Here is a 22,748-nt window from a genome sequence, read left to right on the forward strand (position 1 = left end):
GATTCCGGCAACACCAGACTTTGGAGGAGCATATGTACCGTACCTTGGTTTTTTTCCTGACTGCCCTGGCGACGGCGGCCCACGCCGCGCCGGCAATCCAATCGGCCACCAAGCTGGCCTTTGCCGACGCCAACACCCTGTTCGTGGCCGACTGGAAGGGCGCGCGCATCTACGCCTTGCCGGTGACGGCGCCGGCCAAGACGGCGGGCAAACCCTATAACCTGAAAGACGTGCAAGGCCCGGTCGCCAAGGCGCTGGGCGTGCAGCCGTCGGCGCTGCGGTTTGAAGATTTGGCGGTGCAGCCGGGCAGCGAGGTGGCCTATGTGTCCGTGACGGTGCAGGGCGCCAAAGGCAAGGCGTCGCCAGCCATTGTCAGCATCGATGCGGCGGGCAAGGTGCAGCGGGTGGATCTGGGCAAGGCCGCCAGTTCGGCTGCCATCACGGATGCACCGGCAGCGGACCGGAATTTCTGGCGCGACGTGCCGCAGCAGACCCTGACCGTGACCGACATGCGCTTCTACCAAAACAAGCTGTACGTGGCTGGCCTGTCCAACCGCAATTTTGCGTCGACCTTGCGGGTGTACGACTATCCGTTCAGCGGCAAGGCGCAAGCCACCACGATAGAGATGTACCACCCGGTGCATAATCAGGTCGAGACGCGCGCGCCGATCCGCAGCATGACGGTGATGACCATCGGCGGCGAGCCGTCGCTGGTGGCCGCGTACACGTGTACGCCGCTGGTCGTTATTCCGCTCAAGGACTTGAAGGATGGCGCGCACATCGCCGCCAAGACGGTGGGCGAGATGGGCTGGGGCAGTGCGCCCAATGGGCTGGTGAGTTTCAAGCAGGGCGATTCGGAATATGCGCTGCTGGTCAATTCCAGCCGGTCGGCCGACTTGCTGACCGCAGCCGAGCTGAACGCAGGCGCCGCCGCGCCTGGCTTGAATACGCCGATCGAAGTGCCGGCCAAGCCGTATTCGGGCGTGAAGGCGCTGATGACGCCGATGTCGGCCGTGATGCGCCTGGATAACCTGAACGAGCAACAACTGCTGGCGCTGCGGCGCGAGGATGCCAGCGGCCAGATGCAGCTGGTGTCGGTGCTCAAAGGCGCTTACCTGCGCTTGAGCGATTTTGTGAACGAATATGACTTCTCCGATTATCGCTACCCGGAGGGGGATCGCTATCGTGACTTCCACAAATTTGCCCGTGGCCTGGAAGGCTATCCTGAACTGGCGCGCTAACGCCGGCGTTGCGGCGGCGCTGCTGGTGTTGCCATTGGCGGCGGCATCGGCTACGCTGGTGACGCCGTCCGGGCCGGCGGTGCCGGAGAACCTGCTGCGCATCGTCGTGCATTTGGACGCGCCGTTGAGTGCACCGCTGGACATGCAGCACGTGCAACTGCTCGACGGCGCAGGCGTGCCGATCAAGGACGCCTTCCTTGATCTGCCGCTGGCCGGGCGCGACGGCAAATCGCTGACCTTGCTGCTGCATCCGGGGCGCATCAAGACTGGCGTGGGGCCGAACGTCGCGCTGGGGCCGGCCTTGCATGCAGGGCAAAGCGTGATGCTGCGCATTGACGATCCGCAGCTGGGGCGGGGGGTGGAAAAGCGCTGGCAAGTGCTACCGCCGTTGCGGCAGCCGATTACGCCGCAGCAGTGGACCTTGGCGGCGCTGAAACGTGGCAGCAGGGAACCGATGCGGGTTATGCTGCCGGCCGCGCTGGACGGCGATGCCGCGCCTTTACTGGCGCTGCAGGGGCCGGACGGACGGCGCGTCGAGGGCGTTGCGCGGCTGGCGCCGGGTGAGTCCGAGTGGCGTTTCGCGCCAGCGCGGGCGTGGCGGGCAGGGAAGTACGTGCTGCGCGTGCATTCGCAACTGGAAGACCCGCAGGGTAACCGCTTGTGCGCGGCGTTTGAGCAGGCGCAGCAAAGTGCTCAACAGTGCGACGACGAAGGTCGGCGCGAGTTTATCATCGACTAACAACCTTTTTTGGAGACTGTCATGCTTAAACGTACTTTTGCAGTGTTGGCACTGGCTTGTGCCGGTTTGGCATTGAACGGCTGCACCACGACCACCGGCGCGGCCAAGCCGAGCAGCGCCGCCGTCAAGACCGAGATCGAGCAGGGCGCTTACACCACGCTGGAACGCTTGTACAAGGAAGTCAAAGGCTCGCGCGAACTGGTGCAAAAGGCGAACGGCGTGCTGGTGTTCCCGAACGTGGTGGCGGCTGGCTTCGTGGTGGGCGGTGAATATGGCAAAGGTGTGCTACGTACCGGCGGCGTGGTAGCCGATTATTACAGCGTGGCGTCGCTGTCGGTGGGCTTCCAGGCTGGCGCGCAATCCAAGGCAGTGGTACTGTTATTCATGAGCCGCGAGGCGCTGGACAAATTCCGCAATGGCAAAGGCTGGACGGCCGGCGTGGATGGTTCGGTGGCGCTGATCAAAGTAGGCGCCAATGGCGAGATCGATACGCGTACCGCCAACAATCCGGTGCAAGCGTTCGTGCTGACCAACGCCGGCTTGATGGCTAACCTCAATCTCGAAGGCACCAAGTTCTCCAAACTAGATTTATAAGGCAATAATGACTCGTAACATTCTGGATCAAGCCCGTATTCATCCTGCCGCACTCGCGCAGATCAGCAACTACCACCGCGACTTGATCGCGGAGGTGGAAGCGGCCATCGCCGCCAACAAGGTGGTGGTGGTCGGCATGGGCTTGAATCCATTTCCGGCCAAGGCGCGCAAGCTGCTGGACGCGCAAGGCATTCAGTACAAATATCTCAGCTACGGCAATTACTTCTCGACGTGGCGTCCGCGCCTGGCGCTCAAGCTGTGGAGCGGCTGGTCGACTTTCCCGATGATTTTTGTGAACGGCACGCTGATCGGCGGCGCGACCGACCTGCAAAAGCTGATCGCCAGCGGTGAGCTGGCGCGCTTGCTGGCTTAGTCTCAGTCTGGCGCGACTTCGTCGTTCAGTTTCTCCGTGAGTTGCTGCAGGGCCGGCGGCGCTTCGTCCAGATGGTAGTGGACGCAGTGCGTCTGCTGGCCGTCGTCCACTTCCAGATCGTACTGAAAGTCCCATGACTTGGGCGCTTCCTTGACCAGCTTGGGCTGAAGCGCGAAGAAGTCGCTGGTGCGCAGCAGCTGTTCCAGCTGGCCGGCCTGTTCAGGCGGCAGCTGCGCCAGATCGACCGTGCGCGTTTGCGCCCCGGCTGGCCCGGTAAAGCCTCCTGTGCATTTCAAGGTTAAGCGCATGCTGCTTCCTTCCTCATGCCACGCCGACGACTTTCCACGCCGCCTGTACTGCGTGCTGCTCGGCTGAATCCGCGCCGTACAGCAGCGCTGCCGATTCCGAGGTGGCCTTGGCCATGTCGGCAAAAGTCGCGTCCGGCGTCAGCAGCGATAGCGCCTTGTACCAGATCGGCCCGGCCTTTTCCCACGCGTGGCCCTTGAGCGCGATAGCGGCCGCGTAAAAGGCATGGTTGGGAATGCCGGAGTTGGTGTGGACATCGCCGTTCTCCACGTATCCTGCCATGGTTTTCGGTTGATCGTCGCCCGACCAGGTGAGCGCCTGGTTGCCGGGATCGGCCATCGAGCGCAGCGCCTTGCCGACAGACGGCGCCATGATGCCGGCGCCGATCAGCCAATCAGCCTGCTCGACGGTTTGCTTGAGCGTCCACTGTTTGACCAGGCTGCCGAATACGTCCGAGACCGATTCATTGAGCGCACCGCTTTGGTCTTGGTACACCAGGCCGCCCGGCACCGCGTACTGCGTGACGCCGTGGGTCAACTCGTGGGCGATCACGTCGATGGCGTTGGTAAAGCCGAGGAACAGCTTGCCGTCGCCATCGCCGTAGACCATTTGCTGGCCGTTCCAGAAGGCGTTGTTGAACTTGACCTGGTAGTGAACGGTGGAGTCCAGCCTTAAACCCTTGCCGTCAATGGAATTGCGCTTCAGGACTTCGCGGAAGAAATCATAGGTGGCGCCGGCGCCGTCATAGGCCTGGTTGACAGCTTTGTCGCTGGATGGCTTGCTATCTTCGCCGCGCACCAGCTTGCCGGGCAGGGCGGTTTTATTTTGCGCATCGTAGACGGTGCGGCGCTTTTCGCCGGTGGCGGCGGTGGCCAATCCCATCATCATCGGCGCGACCGAGCGCTGGCCGCGCAAGTGGGCGGAGAGTTCGGCCTGGTCGAGCAGGCAATGGCGTTCGCTGGCATCCGTGCTTGCATCGGCCAATTGGCGCAGCATCTTCGGCGGAATGATGAAGCAGGTGCAGCCGTGCGGGTGCGCAGCCATGACGTTCTCCTAAACAATGCAATAGCGTATTTATACACGCATTTGCATGGTGGGGATGTCACGGTACGGCTTAATCCGGCACGATAAACCTGGGTAAGCTGACGGTAAAAACGCAGCCCACTTGCGGCAGATCGCGCACCTGAAGGGTGCCGTGGCAAGCGATGACTGATTGCTGCGCTATCGTCAGTCCCAAGCCCAATCCGCTACGGTCACAGCCGTGTTGCGCGAAAGGCAGGAACATCGTGGCCTCGGCATTGGGCGGCAGGCCGCCGCAGTGGTCGGCCACGTCGATTTGAATTTTGTCTGCATTGCTGTAGGCACTCAAGCTAACCTCGGTGCCCGGCTGGGTAAATTTGATGGCGTTTTGCAGCAGGTTGGCCACTGCCGAGAGCAGTAGTTCCCGGTTGCCGCTCAGTGCCAGCGTCGGATCGACCGCCGCTACGGCGAGGCTACAGCCCTTTGCCTGGGCCGCCAGCTGCGCGGCGCAGGCCAACTCGGCCACGAACAGCGCCAGAGGGAAGGCGTTCAGCATGTTGACCTGCTGGCCATCGACGCGGATGTCCAGCAAGGACTCGTCAATCATCTTGGCAAGTCCGCCAAGGCTGCGTTCCAGAATGGTGCCGGTCGCGCCGGTTAGGCTGAGGTTGCCTGCCTTGGCGGCGGAGAATGCCAAGGTGGCCGTACCCAACACATTTCTGAGTTCGTGGGCAAAAATGCCCACCCGTTCCTTGGCCTCGCGCGCGACCTTGTCGGCCGTTTGCAGTTCTTTCTGGTAGCTGAATTCGTTGACGGCATCGGCAATGGCATTGTCCAGACATCGGTTCAAGGTTCTGAATTCATTGACTTGAAATGGCGCATCGCGCTCGACCGCCAGATCGGTGATGGCCTGGCAGAGATCGCCGTAGTCGTGCACCACTTCATCAACGCTGAAACCCATGTCCAGCAAGTCCTTGCCGTGCTGGCTCGCAGATGCGCCGACTTCGGACCACGCGGAAGTTCCGCCGGCCCGGCCGGAAATAGCGTGGCTGGCCGCCGGATTGGGGATTTGCTCAACGTGCAGTGTGCGTATCAGCTGATCCAGAAAAATTGGCACGCCGTTTTCCAATTGCTCCGAGGTGGCCGATCTGCCGGGCCGTTGCGCGACCTTCTCGCGGCAGCGCCGTTCCAGCTCGGCGCGATTGTTGCTGAGGAATTCGTGCATCATGGCGAGGGCTTTTTAGAGATCGATATCGCGGTGGGATCGCTGGCCGGGAAACTGTTCGCCAGCGCCGCATCGAGTGCGGACTCGACATCCGCCAGTCCCTGTTCATAGGGAGAGCCTGCCATGGCGGTGTGGGCCGTTGCATGGCGCTGGCGTAGCTGCAGGTAGGCGCGCTGGTGTGCCGCTGAGCGCCTGTCATCAATTTTTTTCTGATAGAGCAGCACAAAAAGCGACTCGCGGGCAGTGAGTCCGATCAGGGTCTCATTGCCGTCGGCATCGCTACAAAGCGAGCCGTTTGCGCTCAGTTGATGACGTTCTGAGGTGTTGAGGTCGAGCATGGCATCTCCGATGAATGCTGCTGCCGGTGTGCCATTGCCGTAAGGGCAGGGACTGCGGTAGGGGCGGATTGACTATAGCACCTGGGCGCAGTGGGGACGATTGCATTTGACTATGAATCAGGAATTTCGATCTCAGCAGTCGGCGCGCCTCTTTCATGGCCGCCGTAGCGGATCGAGCAGCATGCGCAGATTGTTATGGTCAATCTCGTACATCAGCGCGATGAGCATGCCGAGTTCGCCGGAAGGAAAGCCTTCGCGTGCAAACCAGCCGAGATAGTGCCCCGGCAAATCGGCAATCTTGCGCCCCTTGTACTTCCCGTAAGGCATTTCCCGCGTCAATAGCAGGGCGAGTTTTTCAGAATTCATGGTGCTATTTTACTTGGCTGTTATTGCTTTGGATTCAAATATGTTTTGGGTTTTTGAGTCTTTTTCTCAATAGCGGGAATCGCGATACTGCATGACATTAACTTTTCTGGAGTGAAGTCATGCCTATTGCACTGCTTGCGCTGACCATCAGCGCGTTTGCTATCGGGACTACCGAGTTTGTTATTGTCGGCCTGCTGCCGACTATCGCCGCCGATCTGGGCGTGAATTTGCCGTCGGCCGGGCTGCTGGTCAGCTTGTATGCGATGGGCGTCGCCATCGGCGCGCCGGTGCTGACGGCGCTGACCGGCAAGCTGCCGCGCAAGCTGTTGCTGGTGTCGCTGATGGTGCTATTTACGGCTGGGAATCTGCTGGCGTGGAAAGCGCCGAGCTACGAGTCGCTGGTGATTGCCCGCATTCTGACCGGCCTCGCGCACGGCGTATTTTTCTCGATCGGCTCGACCATCGCCACCTCGCTGGTGCCGAAGGAGAAGGCGGCCAGCGCGATTGCCATCATGTTCACCGGCCTGACCGTGGCGCTGGTGACCGGCGTGCCGCTGGGGACTTTCATTGGCCAGCACTTCGGCTGGCGCGAGACTTTCCTCGCCGTTTCCGTATTGGGCGTGATTGCTGCCGTCGGCAGCGCGATCTTCGTGCCCTCGACCATCCAGCATAACAAGCCTGCCTCGCTGATGCAGCAGGTGAAGGTGCTGGGCGAACCGCGCCTGCTGCTGGTCTACGCCATGACCGCCATCGGCTACGGCGGCTCGTTCACCGCCTTTACCTTCCTCGCGCCGATCCTGACCGATATCACCGGCTTCAGTGTGAACGCGGTGGGCCTGGTGATGCTGGTGTACGGTGTATCGGTCGCAGTGGGGAATATCTGGGGCGGCAAGCTGGCCGATAAACGCGGCCCGGTTGGCGCGCTGAAGATCATCTTCCTCGGTCTCGCAGCTGTACTGTTGGTACTGACTTTCACCGCGCCGTACAAATGGCTGGTGCTGGCAACTGTACTGGTGTGGGGCGCGGTGGCGTTTGGTAACGTGGCCGGCTTGCAGGTGTACGTGGTGCAGCAGGCGGAGCATTTTACGCCGCGCGCGGTGGACGTGGCTTCGGGCTTGAACATCGCTGCGTTCAACCTTGGTATCGCCGGCGGCGCATGGGGCGGCGGCTTGATTGTGGAGCACCTGGGCCTCGTGCATACCGGCTGGATCGGCGCACTGGTGGTGCTGGGCGCCTTCGGCCTGACTGCGTTCAGTGGCCGCCTGGATCGCTTGAATCCACGTCCTTCCGGCGTTGGCGGCGCTAAGTCCATCCACGCCGCAGCGCACTGATTGAGGTATATTGGCGGCGATTTGATTCACTCGCCGCCAATATCCCATGTCCGCAGTTTCCCTGTTTTGTCTCGTCTTCGCCTATTTCGCCTTGCTGCTCGTGGTGGCATGGCGCACCTCCCGCAACGCCAATAACGATAGCTTCTTCATCGGTAATAAGAGCAGCAACTGGAAGCTGGTTGCTTTCGGCATGGTTGGCACCACGCTTAGTGGCGTGACCTTCATCAGCGTTCCCGGCGCCGTTGGGCGCGACGGTTTCGGCTACCTGCAAGTGATCCTCGGCTATGTGCTGGGCTATATCGCCGTCGCCTACATCCTGCTGCCGCTGTACTACCGCCTCAAGCTGACCTCCATCTACACCTATCTTGAGCAGCGCTTCGGCCCGCGCTCGTACCAGAGCGGCGCGGCGTTCTTCATTATCTCGCGCACGCTCAGCGCATCGGCGCGGCTGTACTTGGTGGTGAACATCCTCCAACTGACCATCCTCGATAGAATGGGCGTGCCGTTCTGGCTGACCACGACCGTGATTCTCGTCATGATCCTGCTGTACACCTACGAGGGCGGCGTCAAGACCATCGTCTGGACAGACACACTGCAAACCACCGGCATGGTGCTGGGCCTTGTGATCTGCGCCGGCTGGCTGCTGCACGAAATGAATTTGTCGCCGCTGGACAGCATCGCGCAAATGCAGGCGCACGGCCTGACCCGCGTGGTCACCACCTCGATCGATAGCCCGGCCTATTTCTGGAAGCAGGTGCTGGCCGGCTTCTTCATTGTGCTGGCGATGACCGGCATGGATCAGGAGACCATGCAGAAGAATATCTCCGTCAAAACTCTCCGCGACTCGCAGAAGAACATGCTGCTGCTGACCGCTGTATTGACGGCTGTACTGGTACTGTTCATGTACCTTGGCGGGTTGCTGTACCTGTACGCCCCAACGGCAGGTGTATCGGCCACCGGCGACAAGATCTTCCCGGCTGTAGTGATGCTGCATATGCCCGCTGTACTGCAACTGATTTTCTTCATCGGCCTGATCTCGGCGCTGTTCCCGAGTGCCGACGGCGCCATGACGGCGCTGACGTCCTCGTTCAGCATCGACATCCTCGGCGTGCAGCGCCGCACCGATATGACGGAAGAGGCCAGGAAACGCCTGCGCCACCGCGTGCACCTCGCGTTCTGCGCCATCTTCCTCGCGCTGGTGCTGGTGTTCAAATGGGTGGATAACGCCAGCATGGTCGGCCTGGTGCTGAAACTGACCGGCTACACCTACGGCCCGCTGCTTGGCCTGTTCGCCTTCGGCATCCTCACGCGCCGCGCGCTGCGCGACCGCTGGGTGCCGCTGGTGGCGCTGGCGGGGCCGGTAATTTGCTATGTTATTGATTGCAATCAGGAAATGCTGTTTGGTGCCTACCGGATGGGGCTGGAGCTGCTAATCTTGAATGGCCTGCTGGTTTTTGCCGGACTATTGCTGATCTCGAAAAAGCAGTATCATCATTGCAAATAACGCAACCATGGAGTGTTGATGAGCCAATCACCGTTTTCCTATATCCGTAACGGTTTCGCCTTTTTCTGGCGCGCGCTGGACGCCGGCCGCCGTACGGTTCTGAATCTGATTTTCCTCGCGCTGGTGCTGGTGCTGCTGTACGCGATCTTCGGCGGCGGCGCCAAGCCGCTGCAGCCCAAGACCACGCTGGTGCTGGAGTTGAAGGGACAACTGGTTGAACAGTCGAGCGTCAATGCGCGCGATGCGCTGCTGACCAATGTGCGCGGCGGCGAAGTGCACAAGATGATGCAACTGCGCGACGTGCTGGCGGTGCTGGATCAAGCAGCCAAGGATCCCGACATCGGCGCCGTGGTGCTGCTGACCGACGAACTGCAAGGCGCAGGCCAGGCCACGCTGCGCGAGGTGGCCAGCGCCATCGACCGCTTCAAGGCCTCCGGCAAACAAGTGGTGGCGTGGGGTTCGAGCTACGACCAGCGCCAATACCTGCTGGCTGCACATGCCAACGAAGTCTATTTGCACCCGATGGGCATGGTGCTGATCGAGGGCTTCGGCCGCTATCGCAATTACTATCGCGACGCGCTTGATAAGCTGGGCGTGACTGTCAATCTGCTGCGCGTCGGTACGTACAAGAGCTTTGCCGAGCCATTCATCGCCAACGGCCCGTCGCAGGCCGCCAGCGAGGCTGAGTCGTATCTGAACAATGCGCTGTGGGCTGCTTACACCGACAACGTCGAGAAAGCGCGCAAGCTGCCGCAAGGCCAGATTATGAAGACCATCAACGACCTGCCTACGCAAGTGGCGGCGGTGAATGGCGACCTGGCCAAGCTGTCGGTATCCGCCAAGTTCGTCGACGGCCTGAAAACCAAGGATGAAATTCGCCAGATGATGACCAAGCGCGGCGCCGCCGATGCAGAAGGCAAGAGCTTCCGCCAGATCAGCTTTGACGACTACCTCGCCCGCGTGCCGCGCAAGGTAACCGGCGACGCCGTCGGCGTGATCGTGGCGCAGGGCGAAATCAGCGATGGCAGCGCCGGCCCGGGCTCCATCGGCGGCGACTCGACTTCCAAGTTGATCCGCGCGGCGCGCGAAGACGACAACATCAAAGCCGTGGTGCTGCGTGTTGATTCGCCTGGCGGCAGCGCGTTCGCGTCGGAGCTGATCCGCCGCGAGCTGGAACTGACCCGTGCAGCCGGCAAGCCGGTGGTGGTCTCGATGGGTAATGTCGCTGCGTCGGGCGGCTACTGGATTTCGATGTCGTCCGATGAAGTGATCGCTGAGCCGACCACCATCACCGGTTCGATCGGCGTGTTTGCGATTCTACCGACCGCCGATAAGGTGATCGATAAGCTGGGCATCCACACCGCTGGCCAGCCGACTACTTGGCTGGGCGATGCAGGCAATCCGCTGCGTCCACTGGATCCACGTCTCGGTCAGTTGATCCAAGGCAGCATTAACCACATTTACGCCGAGTTCACCACCAAGGCTGCGGCAGCGCGCAAGACCACGCCGGAGAAGATCGACGAAGTGGCGCAAGGCCGCGTGTGGACTGGCACCCAGGCCAAGGATCGCGGTCTGGTGGATCGCCTGGGCAGCTATGGCGATGCGCTGAAATCCGCAGCGTCCCGCGCCAAGCTGCCGGCCGATTACCGCGTGGTGTACGTGGAGCGCGAGATCAGCAAGTTTGACCGCATTATCGAGATGGTTGGCGGCGGCACCGCGCAAGCCGTGGCCCAAGCCGTGGCGTCGCAGCTGAAACTGGGCGCTGCGGTCACCACCGGCCTGCCGCCTGGCGCTGCAACCGGAATTGCGAATGATATGGGCTGGCTGTCGGAAATCACGGCGCAGAAAAAACCATTCACCGCGATTACCCACTGCTTGTGCGAATCGCCTTAAATTAGAGGCAGCGTCACTTCGAAGCAGCTGCGCCCATCTTTCATCAGGGCGCAGCGCGCTTCGCCACCGTGGCGGCGGGCGATCTGGCGGACCAGCGCCAAGCCTAGGCCCGCACCCGTGTTATCGAGCGTGCCGCGACGGCGGAAGAACGGCTCGAACACGCGTTCAAATTCTGGATCGGGCACACCCGGCCCTTTATCCCACACCCTCAACGTTGCTGTCTTATCGGCGCAGATGATTTGCACGCTGGCCGGCGCCACCCCGTGGCGATGCGCATTCTCCAGCAGGTTGCGCAGCAGGCGGCGCAGCAGGCGCGGATCGCCCTGCATTACGGCGGATTCGCCGTCCAGTTCCACGTCGTCGTAGTGCGCGCATTCTTCTGCGGCCAAGGCCAGCAGGTCTAGTTCTTCCGTGTCGGTGTTTTCCTGAATCGCACCGAGACGGCTAGCAAGAAGAATTTCATCCAGCAAATGATTCAGTTCGGCGATGTCCTGCTCAAGACCGGCGCGGCGTTTTGGATCGATGCCTTCGGGGATCAGCTCCAGCGCCAGGCGGATGCGCGCCAGCGGCGTGCGCAGCTCGTGCGAAGCATTGGCCAGCAGCGTTTTGTGCGCGCCCACCAGCTGCTCGATTTGATCGGCGGCGCGGTTGAAGCTTTGCGCCAGGCGCGCCACTTCATCTTTGCCCTCCACCGGAACGCGTGCTGTCAGGTCGCCGGCGCCGAGTTTTTCCACGCCGTGCTGCAAGCGCTCCAGCCGTTTGGTCAGGTGGCGCACCAGCGGGAAGGCGGCTACGCCCAGGCCCAGCGCGAGCAGCAGCAGGGCGTTGTGCAGCATGGCTTTCGGCCGGGTGAAGCCCAGCGGTTCGCTGGACAGCAGCTTGCGACCGTCCGGCAGGCGCACAAAGGATTCCGGCGGCGGGCCGGTCATGCCCTGGCGCCGCCAGTGGCGCGCGGGGATTTGTTCGCCAACCACGGCCAGCGGACGCCAGTCGCGCGTGTACAGCGTCATATGAGCGTTGAGTCCTCCGGCCACGCGGGCCAAGGCGGCTTGCTGCACTTCGGGCGGCGCATCAATCGGCGCGAGCACGTTCTGCATCACTTGCGCCAGCGTGTTGTTGGAGCGCTCCAGGGGGCTGCCGGTGCGGTTCCAGATCATCACCACCGCGAACGCGAACAGCACCAGGATAAACAGCAGCGCCACGTAGAAACGGAAGTAGAGGCGCGGTAGGCCCATGCTGAAGCGCTTCATCAATCTTGCACCTTGGCGAACAGGTAGCCGGCGCCGCGCACGGTGATGATGCGGCGCGGTTTTTTAGGATCGTCTTCCACGGCGGCGCGGATGCGCGACATGTGCACGTCGATCGAGCGGTCGAAGGCTTCCAGCGGTTCGCCTTTCAGCAAATCCATCAGCGCATCGCGCGACAGTACGCGGCCGGCGTGCTTGGCCAGCACCAGCAGCAGGTCGAATTGGTAGGCGGTCAGTTCGCAGGGAACGCCGTCGAGCCGCGCCGCGTGGGCAGCCGGATCGATCTCCAGGCGGCCAAAGCGCAGAAATTCGTCATTGACTTTTGCGCCCGCGCCGCGCGGTGCGTCGATCTGGCGCGCATCGACGCGGCGGCGCAGGATGGCGCGCAGGCGGGCCAGCAGTTCGCGCGGCTCGAAAGGCTTGGGCAGGTAATCGTCGGCGCCGATCTCCAGTCCGACGATGCGGTCGATGGCGTCGCCGCGCGCGGTCAGCATCAGCACCGGCACGTCGGAAGTGGTGCGCAGCTTGCGGCAGACATCCAGGCCATCCATATCGGGCAGCATCAGGTCAAGGATGACGGCGTCGATTTCGGCGGCGGCGATATGCTCCATCGCGGCGCCGCCGGTCGGCGCGTGGGTAACGCGAAACCCCGCCTGGGTCAGATACTCGGTGAGCATCTCGGCCAGGCGGGGGTCGTCTTCAACTAACAGTATGCGGTCTACAGGGTTCATGCGATCCATTTTATTACATGCCACGGAAGCGGCGCCCGTGGCTCAGGTGCTCGGCCAGTTTCTTGCGCTGCTCCGGCGTCAGGTTATCGCCTACATCGGCTACCAATTGGACGATGCGCTTGGAGGCTTTGTCGGCCAGCGCCAAGCCTTGCTGGCGCGTGGCTTCCAGCGCAGCGCGGTCGATGGCCGGCGCGCTCGCTTGTTCGAGTAGCTTTTTATGTAAGTCGTGTAGTTGTTCGTGCAGCGGCTTGAGGTCGGCCATGGCGGCTTTCAGCAGCGGATCGATCTTGGCTTTCTGGGCGTCCGTGGCTTGCACTTCGGCGTACAGGCGGGCGATGTGCGAACGGTGGCCTTCCTGGTGGCGGTCGACCGCGTAAGCGCCCACGCCCACGGCCAGCGTGGAGCCGAGCAGGAAGGCGGCGATGGTCTGGCGATTGAAGATGCTCATGATGTCGTCCTTTCAGTGAAATGGCAGTGAAGCCAGTATGCAAGCCGCACGTTGAGGGCCGATGTCGCCTCGGTAAAGATATGTAAAGCTAGATTAACGATATGCGCGCAAAGTCCTTGATTTGTAGCGAGTTTGTATCGCCGTTGCGTGACCCACAGACATCGCCAAGTCCTTATGCTAGAGTCCTCGCATTGAGGCCATGGCGCGTTTGCCATGGACACGCACGCCTACAAAAAGGATAAAGATGGATTCGCAAGCCAAGCCGACTTTGAATGCCAACCCACCTAAGCGCAGCCGCAAGATACTGGGCAGCGTGATTGCCGTCGCCGCCATGGCGGGACTGGGCGGCTTGGCATGGTACTTGACCCACCAGCCGGCAGCTCCCGCTGGTGCGCCTGGTGCGCAAGGCCCGGGCGGCCCCGGCCCCGGCGGCCCGGGTGGCCCTGGTGGTGCAGGTGGCGGCCGCCGCGCGCCAGCGACCACGGTGGGCGTAGCGACGGCGGAGAAGGCCGATATCCCGGTCACGCTGGAAGCATTGGGCACGGTGACGGCGGCAGCCACCACCACGGTGCGCCCGCAAGTATCGGGCATTTTGCAAAGCGTGCTGTTTAAAGAAGGCCAGATGGTCAAGGCCGGCCAGGTGCTGGCGCAAATCGATCCGCGTCAATTTGAAATGTCGCTGATGCAGGCCACCGGTAATCGCCAGCGTGATGAAGCGCAGCTGGAAAACGCCAAGCTGACCTTGAACCGCTACCGCACGCTGTTGGGCCAGGACTCGATCGCGCGCCAGGACGTGGATACGCAAGCGGCGCTGGTCAAGCAGCTGGAAGGCACGGTCATGACCGACAAGGCGGCCGAAGGCACGGCGCGTCTGAATCTTGGCTACACCAAAGTCGTGGCGCCGATCTCGGGCCGCGTGGGCTTGCGCGCGGTCGATATCGGCAATCTGGTGGGCTCCAGCGATGCGGCGGGGATTGCGACCATTACGCAGTTGTCGCCGATCGACGTTGAATTCTCGATCCCGCAAGACAGCGTGCCTGACGTGGCGCAGCGGGTGAACGATGGCGCGAGCCTGCCGGCGCTGGCGCTGGACCGCACCCGCACCAACACGCTCGATAGCGGCAAGTTCTACGCGCTCGATAATCAGATCGATACGCAGACCGGCACCGTCAAGGCCAAGGCGCGCTTCGCCAACGCCAAGTCGGCGCTGTTCCCTAGCCAGTTTGTAAACGTGCGCCTGGAACTGCGCACCATCAAGGATGCGGTGATGGTGCCGGTGACGGCTCTGCGTCACGGTAACAACGGCGATTTCGTCTATGTGCTGAAAGAAGACAAGACCGTCACCGTGCGTCCGGTCAAGCGCGGCGCGGCCACCGTCGATAAAGTGCAGATCAGCGAAGGCCTGAAACTGGGCGAGCAAGTGATTACCGAAGGCGCCGACCGTTTGAAAGAGGGCGCGAAAGTGACGCTGCCGGGTCAAGGCGGCGGCAAGGGCGGCAAGGGAGAGCAGGGAGCCGGCGGCTGGAAGGGCAAACGCGATGGCGCATCCGCTCCGGCCGGTGAAGCGCCGTCCGGTGAGCATCGCCGCCGTAACAAGGAAGGCGCGGCACAGCAATGAGTCCATCCGCACCATTTATCCAGCGCCCGGTAGCGACATCGCTGCTGATGCTGGCGATCGTCCTCGCGGGCATCGTCGGCTTCAAGTTCCTGCCGCTGTCGGCGCTGCCGCAGGTGGACTTCCCAACCATCCAAGTCCAGACGCTGTATCCCGGCGGCAGTCCTGAAGTGATGGCGCAAACCGTCACCGCGCCGCTGGAACGCCAGTTCGGCGCGATGGCGGGCTTGTCGCGCATGAGCTCCACCAGCGCCGCCGGCGTCTCCATCATCACGCTGCAATTCGCGCTGGGCCAGTCGCTGGACGTGGCCGAGCAGGAAGTGCAAGCCGCGATCAACGCCGGCAACTCGCTGCTGCCGACCGACTTACCCGCGCCGCCGGTCTACGCCAAGGTCAATCCGGCCGACGCGCCGGTGCTGACATTGGCGATTACTTCCGACACGATGCCGCTGACGGAAGTGCAGAACATCGTCAACACGCGCCTGGCGCTGAAGATCAGCCAAGTCTCCGGCGTCGGCCTCGTAACGCTGAGCGGCGGCCAGCGTCCGGCAGTGCGGATTCAAGCCGACACCAACGCGCTGGCATCGTATGGCTTAGGTCTCGACACGCTGCGAACCGCCATCACGGCCGCCAACGCCAACGGCGCCAAGGGCTCGTTCGATGGCCCGACCCGCGCTTACAGCATCAATGCCAACGACCAGCTGGTGACGGCCAAGGATTACAAAGAACTGATCCTGACCTACAAGAACGGCGCCCCGGTGCGCCTGACCGACGTGGCCCAAGTGGTGGACAGCGCGGAGAACGTCGAGCTGGGCGCTTGGTCTGGCACATCTGCGGGCACCAGGCAAGCCATCATCCTTAACGTGCAGCGCCAGCCCGGCGCCAACGTCATCGCCACCGTGGACGGCATCAAGGCGCGCCTGCCGGAACTGCAAGCGGCCTTGCCGGGCGCCATGCACGTGGAAGTGCTGAGCGACCGCACCACCGGCATCCGCGCTTCCGTTGAACACGTGGAGATGGAACTGGTGCTGGCCGTAGTGCTGGTGGTGCTGGTGATCTTCGCCTTCCTGCATAGCCTGCGCGCGACCGTGATTGCTTCGCTGTCGGTACCAATCTCGCTGATCGGTACTTGCGGCGTGATGTATTTGCTCGGCTACTCGCTGAACAACCTGTCGCTGATGGCGCTGACCATCGCCACCGGCTTCGTGGTCGACGACGCCATCGTCATGATCGAGAATATCGCGCGCTACATCGAAGAGGGCGAAACGCCGATGGCCGCCGCCCTGAAAGGCGCCAAGCAAATCGGTTTCACCATTATCTCGCTGACGGTATCGCTGATTGCGGTGCTGATTCCACTGCTGTTCATGGGCGACGTGGTGGGGCGCTTGTTCCGCGAGTTCGCGATTTCGCTGGCGATCACAATCTTGATTTCCGCCGTGGTGTCGCTGACGCTGGTGCCGATGATGTCGGCGCGCTGGCTGAAGAACCACGCCGACGAAAAGCCGACCCGCTTCGCGCAGCGCTTCCAGCAATTCTTCGACTGGGTGATCCATCACTACGATACTTCGCTGACCTGGGTGATCAAGCATAGCGGCTTGACGCTGCTGGTGGCTTTGGGCACGTTGGTGCTGACGGCAGTGCTGTACATCGTCATCCCGAAAGGCCTGTTCCCAACGCAGGACACCGGCCAGCTGCAAGCGCGCCTTGAAACCGGCAAGGCCGTTTCGTACGCGAAGATGGCGGACTTGCAGCAGCAGGCAGCAAAGGTCATTCTTGAAGACCCGGACGTCAACAACCTGAGTTCCGTGGTGGGCGTGGATGCGGCTAATAACACCATGCTGCACACCGGCAGCATGCTGATCAACCTGAAACATAAGCGCACCAGCAACCAGCAGGAGACCATGGATCGCTTGCGCGCCCGCGTGGCCGAGATTCCAGGCCTGACGCTGTATCTGCAACCAACGCAGGACTTGACCATCGACGCCGAAACCGGCCCGACCCAGTTCCGCGTATCGATAGAAGGTGCGGACAACGCCACCGTCAACGAATGGGCGACCAAGCTGGCCGCGCAAATGCGCACCAAGCAGCAAGTGCGCAATGTGGTGTCCGACGTGGGCGCCAGCGCCAATGCGGCTTATGTCAGCGTGGATCGCGATACGGCGTCGCGCCTGTCGGTGACTGCCGCCGCGATTGACGATGCTTTGTATAGCGCGTTCGGCCAGCGCATTGTCTCGACCATCTTCACCGAGACCAATCAGTATCGCGTGATTCTGGAAGCGCGCCGCAACGACATCACAACGCCGGCCGATCTGGGCAACCTGCAATTGAAAACCGGCTCCGGCAAAGCCACGCCGCTGTCGGCCGTGGCCACCGTGACCGAACGTCCGGCGCCGCTGCAAATCACGCACGTCGCGCAGTACCCGGCCACCACGCTGGGCTTCGATACCGCACCGGGCGTCTCGCTCGGCACGGCCGTGGACAGCATCCGCGAAGCCGCCGCCGAGATCAAGATGCCGGCCTCGGTGACCATGACCTTCCTCGGCGCAGCAGGCGCGTATCAGAACTCGCTGTCGAACCAACTGTGGCTGATTCTGGCCGCCGTGATCTGCGTGTACATCGTGCTGGGCGTGCTGTACGAAAGCTATATCCACCCGCTGACCATTTTGTCGACGCTGCCGTCGGCTGGCGTGGGCGCTTTGCTGGCGCTGCTGGTAACCGGGCAGGGATTGGGCGTGATCGGCATCATCGGCATTATTCTGCTGATCGGTATCGTCAAGAAGAACGCCATCATGATGATCGACTTCGCCATCGAAGCAGAACGCGATGAAGGCAAGCCGCCGCGCGAAGCAATCCACCAAGCGGCGCTGCTGCGCTTCCGTCCTATTCTCATGACCACGCTGGCTGCGCTGTTTGCCGCCGTGCCGCTGATGCTGGGCTTTGGCGAGGGTGCGGAGCTGCGCCGTCCACTGGGCCTGGCTATCTTCGGCGGTTTGATCGTCAGCCAGATGCTCACGCTGTACACCACGCCGGTGATCTACCTCGGCTTCGACAGTCTGGCGCGCCGCTTGCGCGGCAAGCCGGTGGCGCAACCTGAAGGCGGTGCGCTGTGAACCTGTCGTCTCCATTCGTCAAGCGCCCGATTGCCACCGTCTTGCTGACGGTTGGCGTGGCGCTGGCCGGCATCGGCGCGTTCTTCGTGCTGCCGGTGGCGCCGCTGCCGCAGGTGGACTTCCCGATTATTTCGGTGAACGCCACGCTGCCGGGCGCCAGTCCGGCCACCATGGCGACCAGCGTTTCGACGCCACTCGAGCGTCACCTCGGCACCATCGCCGGCGTGAACGAAATGACCTCGCAGTCGAGCACCAGCAGCTCCAACGTCATCTTGCAGTTCGACTTGAACCGCAACGTGGATTCGGTGGCGCGCGAAGTGCAGGCGGCGATCAACGCCAGCCGGGTTGACCTGCCGGCCACGCTGCGCAGCAATCCGACCTACCGCAAGGCCAATACCTCGGGCGCGCCGGCTATTATTCTGGCGCTGACTTCCAAGACCCGTACGCCGGGCCAGATTTACGACTCGGTCTCCAACATCGTGCTGCAACGCCTGTCGCAAGTGACTGGCGTGGGCGACGTGGAGTTGGGCGGCAGTTCGCTGCCTGCGGTGCGTGTGGAGTTGAATCCGTATGCGCTGAATAAGCAAGGCCTGTCAATGGAGGACGTGCGCGCCGCCATCCAGGCCACCAACGCCAATCGCCCGCGCGGCGCGCTCCAGGGCGAAGGCCGTCGCTTGCAGATTTATTCGGAATCGGCCAACGCCGTCGGCGGCCGCAGCGCGGCTGACTATCGCAATCTGATCGTCGGCTTCCGCAACGGCACGCCGATCCGCCTGCAAGATGTGGCGCAAGTGGTCGACGGCGTGGAGGATCAGAATAACCTCGGCCTGTTCAACGGCGAACCCGCAATCATTGTGCTGCTGCGCTCCCAAGCTGGCGCCAATGTGATTGAAACGGTGGACAGCGTGCGCGCGCAATTGCCGCTGTTGCAGGCGCAGTTGCCGCCCGACGTAACGATTCAAGTCGCCAGCGACAGCACCAACTCGATCCGCTCGTCGCTGCACGAAATCGAGGTCACGCTGATTATCTCCATCCTGCTGGTGGTGCTGGTAGTGAGCGTCTTCCTGCGCAACGTGCGCGCCACCATTGTGCCGACCGTGGCGACCATCGTCTCGCTGCTCGGTACTTTTGGCGTGATGTATTTGCTGGGCTTCAGTCTGAATAACCTGTCGCTGATGGCGCTGACCGTGGCGACCGGCTTCGTGGTCGATGACGCCATCGTGGTGCTGGAAAATACCACACGCCACATTGAGGCCGGCATGGATCGCTTCAAAGCGGCTTTGCTGGGCGCGCGCGAAGTGGGCTTCACCGTGCTGTCGATCAGCCTTTCGCTGATCGCCGTGTTCATTCCGCTGCTGTTCATGGGCGGCCAGTTCGGCGCGCTGTTTAAGGAGTTTGCGATTACGCTGTCGGCGGCGGTGATGATTTCGCTGGTGATCTCGCTGACCACCACGCCGATGATGTGCGCATGGCTGCTGTCGGCGGATGCGCATCAAGCCAAGCCGCCGGGCCGCATCGCTCGCTTCTTCGAGCGCGGTTTCGACTTGATCCTCAAGGGCTATGAGCATGCGCTGGACTGGGCGCTGCACAGCGTGTGGCTGGTGATGTTGAGCCTTGTTTTTGTGATCGGCTTGAACTTCTACCTGTTCGCAGCGATTCCGAAAGGCGGCTTCCCGCAGCAGGATACGGGCCAGATCAGCGGCGGCATCCGCGCTGACCAAAGCATCTCGTTCCAGGCGATGCAGGGCAAGCTACGCCAACTGGTTAACATCATCAAGGACGATCCTGATGTGGCGACGGTGGTGGGCTTTACCGGCGGCCGCCGCGCCGGCGGCGGCTTTATGTTCATCAATTTGAAGCCCGCCAGCGAGCGCAAGGTAGCAGGGCAGGCGGTGATTGCGCGCCTGCGGCCCAAGCTCGCCAAGGTGACGGGTGTGAGCTTGTTCCTTAGCCCCGTGCAGGATTTGCGCTCGGGCGGCCGTTCGGCCAACGCCAACTTCCAGTACACGCTGAAGTCCGATAATCAGGCCGACTTGAAGAAATGGGCCACGCGCCTCGCGGAAGCGATGAAGGGCCAAAAGTCGCTGATTGACGTCGACTCGGATCAAGCCGATAACGGCGTTGAGACCTTTGTCACCATCGATAAGCAGAGTGCTTCGCGGCTCGGCGTGTCGACCAAGGATATCGACAATGCGCTGTACAACAGCTTCGGCCAGCGGCAAGTGGCGACCATCTACAGTGAGCTGAATCAGTACCACGTCATCATGGAAGTGCCGCGCTGGTTCGCCAAGAGCCCGGAGGCGCTGAACGATGTCTACGTGCCGGCCAAAGGCTTGCCGTCGCCGACAGCCGCCAATCCGACCGGCGCGCCAACGACCAGCAGCGGTACGGCGTCCAACGTTGCCGCACCGGCGGTGAAGGACGCATCATCCGGCTCCGCGCTGAGCACCACGGCCACCACCATGGTGCCGTTGTCGACGCTGGCATCGTTTGCTGAAAGCTCGGCCGCCACGTCGATCAACCACCAGGACGGCGAGATCGCGACCACCATCGCCTTCAACTTGGCCGAAGGCGCCAGCTTGTCCGACGCCGCCGCGCAGATCGCGCAAGCGGAAGCGGAAATCGCCATGCCGAATAATGTGCGCGGCAGCTTTGCCGGTTCGGCCAAGCAGGCGCAGGACAGCAACAAGTCCTTGCCGCTGCTGATCCTCGCGGCCATCGTGGTGATCTACATCGTGCTGGGTATCCTGTACGAAAGCCTGGTACACCCGGTGACGGTGCTGACGACTTTACCGTCCGCCGGCGTGGGCGCGGTACTGGCGCTGCTGATCTTCAAGATGGAATTCTCGACGATTGCGCTGATCGGCATCTTCCTGCTGATCGGTATCGTGAAAAAGAACGCCATTCTGATTATCGACTTTGCGCTGGAGGCCGAGCGTTCGCGCGGGCTGTCGCCGCTGGACGCCGTGCGTGAAGCCTGCCTGCTGCGCTTCCGTCCTATCCTGATGACCACCGTGGCCGCCGCCTTGGGCGCGCTGCCGCTGGCGATTGGTTTCGGCGAAGGCTCGGAACTGCGCCAGCCGCTGGGCGTCGCCATCATCGGCGGCTTGATCGCCAGCCAGTGCTTAACGCTGCTGACGACTCCCGTGGTCTACATCCTGATGGACAAGCTGCGCCGCCGCAGCGCATCCGAACAACAACTGAGCCGCATGATTACACCATGAGCAAATACGCATCTACTCCCCGTTACCCATTGATCGCGCTGGCCGTGGCGTCGGCGCTGTTAAGCGCTTGCTCGGTCACGCCAACTTACAAAACGCCGGACACGCCGCAGCCATCGGCCTACAAAGAGACGCCGACTGACGCTGATAAAGCCGCTGCCGGCTGGACTGCCGCCGCACCAGCAGACACGCTGGAACGCGGCCCCTGGTGGCAGCTGTTCGGCGATCCTATCCTGAACCAGATGGCCGACACCATCGAAGTCAATAACCAGAACGTGGCCGCCGCCGTGGCGTCGTACGCGCAGGCGAGGGCGATTGTGGCCGAGCAGCGCGCCACGCTGTTCCCAACAGTAGACTTGAATGGCAGCGCCACCCGCACCGGCGGCGGCGGCGACACCAAGACCGCCAACCAATACCGCGCCAACATCGGCGCCAGCTGGGAGCCGGACGTGTGGGGCAAACTGCGCGCCGGTGTCGGCAACGCCAACGCCAGCCTGCAAGCCAGCGCCGCCGATCTTGCCGCTGCGCGCTTGTCGGCGCAAGGCGAACTGGCGACCAACTACTTTTCGCTGCGCCAGACCGACGCCGAGAAAGCGCTGCTGGACGCCACGGTGGAAGGCTACGCGCGCGTGCTGCAAATTACGCAGAACCGCTTCGACGCCGGCATCGCCGCCAAGTCGGACTTGCTACAAGCGCAAACCCAGTTGGCCAGCGCCCGTATCGACCAGATCACGCTGGTGCGCCAGCGCGCCAATTACGAACACGCGATCGCCGTCTTGCTGGGCAAGGCTGCAGGGGACTTCACGCTGGCCCCGGCCGAGTGGAAGATCGTGGTGCCGGACGTGCCGGCCGGCGTACCATCGACGCTGCTGCAACGGCGTCCAGACATCGCTGCCGCCGAGCGCCGCGTGGCCGCCGCCAATCAGCAAATCGGCATTGCCCGCAGCGCTTACTTCCCAAGCCTGAATCTGACCGGCTCCTACGGCTACGGCGCTGCGTCCACCGGCGGCTTGTTCAACGCCTCTAATAACCTGTGGTCCCTGGGCTTGTCGGCGGCGCAGACCTTGTTTGACGCCGGCGCCACCAAAGCCCGTGTCAGCGGCGCCGAGGCGGCGCGCGATCAAGCCATCGCCAGCTATCGCCAAACCGTGCTGACCGCGTTTGCCGACGTCGAGAACCAGCTGACCGCGACCCGCACGCTGGCGCAGCAGCAGGATTTGCGCAAGACCGCATCGGAAGCTGCCGACCAGGTCGAGGTACAGATGCTGAACCGCTACCGTGCCGGGCAAGTCAGCTACAGCGATGTGGTGACTGCGCAAACCACCGCGCTGAGCGCGCGCCGCGCCTTGGTGCAGGCGCAAGCCGACCGCCAAACCACGGCCATTGCCTTAATCCAGTCGCTGGGCGGCGGCTGGCATGCAGCGCAGGAGTAGCCTGTTATAATCA

The 22,748-nt window shown here is 62.5% G+C and carries 19 protein-coding genes; 11 read left to right on the forward strand and 8 right to left on the reverse strand.

The window, feature by feature from the left end:
• Positions 1-32: 32 nt before the first annotated feature.
• From GTP45_RS06525 to GTP45_RS06540, 4 genes are read left to right on the forward strand one after another with little or no spacing between them, the layout of a single operon-like run.
• The gene (locus GTP45_RS06525) at positions 33-1,241 is read left to right on the forward strand and encodes a hypothetical protein (protein ID WP_229258356.1); all 1,209 of its coding nucleotides are present in this window, start codon (positions 33-35) and stop codon (positions 1,239-1,241) included.
• A complete protein-coding gene (locus GTP45_RS06530) occupies positions 1,186-1,980 on the forward strand; it encodes a hypothetical protein (protein ID WP_161013065.1) in 795 nt (264 codons plus the stop codon). Before GTP45_RS06525 ends, GTP45_RS06530 begins: the two co-directional genes overlap by 56 nt.
• A gap of 21 nt (positions 1,981-2,001) precedes the next feature.
• Positions 2,002-2,574, forward strand: a complete 573-nt coding sequence (locus tag GTP45_RS06535) for a BPSL1445 family SYLF domain-containing lipoprotein (protein ID WP_161013066.1) — start codon at positions 2,002-2,004, stop codon at positions 2,572-2,574.
• Positions 2,575-2,581: 7 nt separating this feature from the next.
• Complete coding sequence (locus GTP45_RS06540; RefSeq protein WP_161013067.1) at positions 2,582-2,947, forward strand: glutaredoxin; 366 nt, start codon at positions 2,582-2,584, stop codon at positions 2,945-2,947.
• A gap of 2 nt (positions 2,948-2,949) precedes the next feature.
• Here the strand turns inward: GTP45_RS06540 and GTP45_RS06545 are convergent, their stop codons facing one another.
• The 5 genes from GTP45_RS06545 to GTP45_RS06565 all read right to left on the reverse strand — a co-directional run bounded on the left by GTP45_RS06545 (position 2,950) and on the right by GTP45_RS06565 (position 6,202).
• Positions 2,950-3,255, reverse strand: coding sequence for a protealysin inhibitor emfourin (locus GTP45_RS06545; RefSeq protein ID WP_161013068.1), 306 nt, complete (start codon positions 3,253-3,255; stop codon positions 2,950-2,952).
• Between the two features lie 13 nt (positions 3,256-3,268).
• Positions 3,269-4,297: a M4 family metallopeptidase gene (locus GTP45_RS06550; RefSeq protein ID WP_161013069.1), complete on the reverse strand. Its 1,029-nt coding sequence runs from the start codon at positions 4,295-4,297 to the stop codon at positions 3,269-3,271.
• 70 nt (positions 4,298-4,367) lie between these two features.
• Entirely contained in the window at positions 4,368-5,501 is a 1,134-nt protein-coding gene (locus GTP45_RS06555) for a sensor histidine kinase (protein WP_174821635.1), read from the reverse strand.
• Positions 5,498-5,836, reverse strand: a complete 339-nt coding sequence (locus GTP45_RS06560) for a hypothetical protein (protein ID WP_161013070.1) — start codon at positions 5,834-5,836, stop codon at positions 5,498-5,500. Before GTP45_RS06560 ends, GTP45_RS06555 begins: the two co-directional genes overlap by 4 nt.
• Positions 5,837-5,989: 153 nt before the next feature.
• Positions 5,990-6,202 (reverse strand): DUF3820 family protein, encoded by a 213-nt coding sequence (locus GTP45_RS06565; protein ID WP_161013071.1) that lies wholly within the window; start codon positions 6,200-6,202, stop codon positions 5,990-5,992.
• Positions 6,203-6,321: 119 nt separating this feature from the next.
• Here GTP45_RS06565 and GTP45_RS06570 point away from each other — a divergent pair, with 119 nt between their 5' ends.
• From GTP45_RS06570 to sppA, 3 genes are read left to right on the forward strand one after another with little or no spacing between them, the layout of a single operon-like run.
• A complete protein-coding gene (locus GTP45_RS06570) occupies positions 6,322-7,533 on the forward strand; it encodes an MFS transporter (RefSeq protein ID WP_161013072.1) in 1,212 nt (403 codons plus the stop codon).
• Between the two features lie 46 nt (positions 7,534-7,579).
• Positions 7,580-9,037: a sodium:solute symporter gene (locus GTP45_RS06575; protein ID WP_161013073.1), complete on the forward strand. Its 1,458-nt coding sequence runs from the start codon at positions 7,580-7,582 to the stop codon at positions 9,035-9,037.
• A gap of 18 nt (positions 9,038-9,055) precedes the next feature.
• Positions 9,056-10,930 carry a signal peptide peptidase SppA gene (sppA, locus tag GTP45_RS06580; RefSeq protein WP_161013074.1) on the forward strand — a complete coding sequence of 625 codons (1,875 nt, stop codon included), beginning with the start codon at positions 9,056-9,058 and terminating at the stop codon, positions 10,928-10,930.
• On the opposite strand, the gene GTP45_RS06585 is transcribed toward sppA, so the two are convergent.
• The 3 genes from GTP45_RS06585 to GTP45_RS06595 are packed head-to-tail and all read right to left on the reverse strand — an operon-like array spanning position 10,927 to position 13,356.
• Entirely contained in the window at positions 10,927-12,180 is a 1,254-nt protein-coding gene (locus GTP45_RS06585; RefSeq protein ID WP_161013075.1) for a sensor histidine kinase, read from the reverse strand. The two genes, sppA and GTP45_RS06585, sit on opposite strands and share 4 nt — an antisense overlap.
• Positions 12,180-12,908: a response regulator gene (locus tag GTP45_RS06590; RefSeq protein ID WP_217363312.1), complete on the reverse strand. Its 729-nt coding sequence runs from the start codon at positions 12,906-12,908 to the stop codon at positions 12,180-12,182. Before GTP45_RS06590 ends, GTP45_RS06585 begins: the two co-directional genes overlap by 1 nt.
• Before the next feature lie 13 nt (positions 12,909-12,921).
• Entirely contained in the window at positions 12,922-13,356 is a 435-nt protein-coding gene (locus GTP45_RS06595) for a Spy/CpxP family protein refolding chaperone (protein WP_161013077.1), read from the reverse strand.
• A 244-nt stretch (positions 13,357-13,600) separates the two neighbouring features.
• Between GTP45_RS06595 and GTP45_RS06600 the strand changes: the two genes are divergently transcribed.
• From GTP45_RS06600 to GTP45_RS06615, 4 genes are read left to right on the forward strand one after another with little or no spacing between them, the layout of a single operon-like run.
• Positions 13,601-14,974: an efflux RND transporter periplasmic adaptor subunit gene (locus tag GTP45_RS06600; RefSeq protein WP_161013078.1), complete on the forward strand. Its 1,374-nt coding sequence runs from the start codon at positions 13,601-13,603 to the stop codon at positions 14,972-14,974.
• A complete protein-coding gene (locus tag GTP45_RS06605) occupies positions 14,971-18,081 on the forward strand; it encodes an efflux RND transporter permease subunit (RefSeq protein ID WP_161013079.1) in 3,111 nt (1,036 codons plus the stop codon). Before GTP45_RS06600 ends, GTP45_RS06605 begins: the two co-directional genes overlap by 4 nt.
• A complete protein-coding gene (locus GTP45_RS06610; protein ID WP_161013080.1) occupies positions 18,078-21,305 on the forward strand; it encodes an efflux RND transporter permease subunit in 3,228 nt (1,075 codons plus the stop codon). The genes GTP45_RS06605 and GTP45_RS06610 overlap by 4 nt, the downstream gene beginning before the upstream one ends.
• The gene (locus GTP45_RS06615; protein ID WP_161013081.1) at positions 21,302-22,735 is read left to right on the forward strand and encodes an efflux transporter outer membrane subunit; all 1,434 of its coding nucleotides are present in this window, start codon (positions 21,302-21,304) and stop codon (positions 22,733-22,735) included. Before GTP45_RS06610 ends, GTP45_RS06615 begins: the two co-directional genes overlap by 4 nt.
• Positions 22,736-22,748: the final 13 nt, after the last annotated feature.

The organism is Duganella rivi (genome assembly GCF_009857435.1).
Classification (GTDB): Bacteria; Pseudomonadota; Gammaproteobacteria; order Burkholderiales; family Burkholderiaceae_D; genus Rugamonas; species Rugamonas rivi.

Coding starts and splice junctions, on each gene's coding strand:
- GTP45_RS06605 (WP_161013079.1), top strand. CDS start 14,971: ATGAGTCCATCCGCACCATTTATCCAGCGCCCGGTAGCGACATCGCTG.
- GTP45_RS06585 (WP_161013075.1), bottom strand. CDS start 12,180: ATGAAGCGCTTCAGCATGGGCCTACCGCGCCTCTACTTCCGTTTCTAC.
- sppA (WP_161013074.1), top strand. CDS start 9,056: ATGAGCCAATCACCGTTTTCCTATATCCGTAACGGTTTCGCCTTTTTC.
- GTP45_RS06555 (WP_174821635.1), bottom strand. CDS start 5,501: ATGATGCACGAATTCCTCAGCAACAATCGCGCCGAGCTGGAACGGCGC.
- GTP45_RS06540 (WP_161013067.1), top strand. CDS start 2,582: ATGACTCGTAACATTCTGGATCAAGCCCGTATTCATCCTGCCGCACTC.
- GTP45_RS06525 (WP_229258356.1), top strand. CDS start 33: ATGTACCGTACCTTGGTTTTTTTCCTGACTGCCCTGGCGACGGCGGCC.
- GTP45_RS06565 (WP_161013071.1), bottom strand. CDS start 6,202: ATGAATTCTGAAAAACTCGCCCTGCTATTGACGCGGGAAATGCCTTAC.
- GTP45_RS06560 (WP_161013070.1), bottom strand. CDS start 5,836: ATGCTCGACCTCAACACCTCAGAACGTCATCAACTGAGCGCAAACGGC.
- GTP45_RS06590 (WP_217363312.1), bottom strand. CDS start 12,908: ATGAACCCTGTAGACCGCATACTGTTAGTTGAAGACGACCCCCGCCTG.
- GTP45_RS06600 (WP_161013078.1), top strand. CDS start 13,601: ATGGATTCGCAAGCCAAGCCGACTTTGAATGCCAACCCACCTAAGCGC.
- GTP45_RS06550 (WP_161013069.1), bottom strand. CDS start 4,297: ATGGCTGCGCACCCGCACGGCTGCACCTGCTTCATCATTCCGCCGAAG.
- GTP45_RS06595 (WP_161013077.1), bottom strand. CDS start 13,356: ATGAGCATCTTCAATCGCCAGACCATCGCCGCCTTCCTGCTCGGCTCC.
- GTP45_RS06615 (WP_161013081.1), top strand. CDS start 21,302: ATGAGCAAATACGCATCTACTCCCCGTTACCCATTGATCGCGCTGGCC.
- GTP45_RS06575 (WP_161013073.1), top strand. CDS start 7,580: ATGTCCGCAGTTTCCCTGTTTTGTCTCGTCTTCGCCTATTTCGCCTTG.
- GTP45_RS06535 (WP_161013066.1), top strand. CDS start 2,002: ATGCTTAAACGTACTTTTGCAGTGTTGGCACTGGCTTGTGCCGGTTTG.
- GTP45_RS06545 (WP_161013068.1), bottom strand. CDS start 3,255: ATGCGCTTAACCTTGAAATGCACAGGAGGCTTTACCGGGCCAGCCGGG.
- GTP45_RS06570 (WP_161013072.1), top strand. CDS start 6,322: ATGCCTATTGCACTGCTTGCGCTGACCATCAGCGCGTTTGCTATCGGG.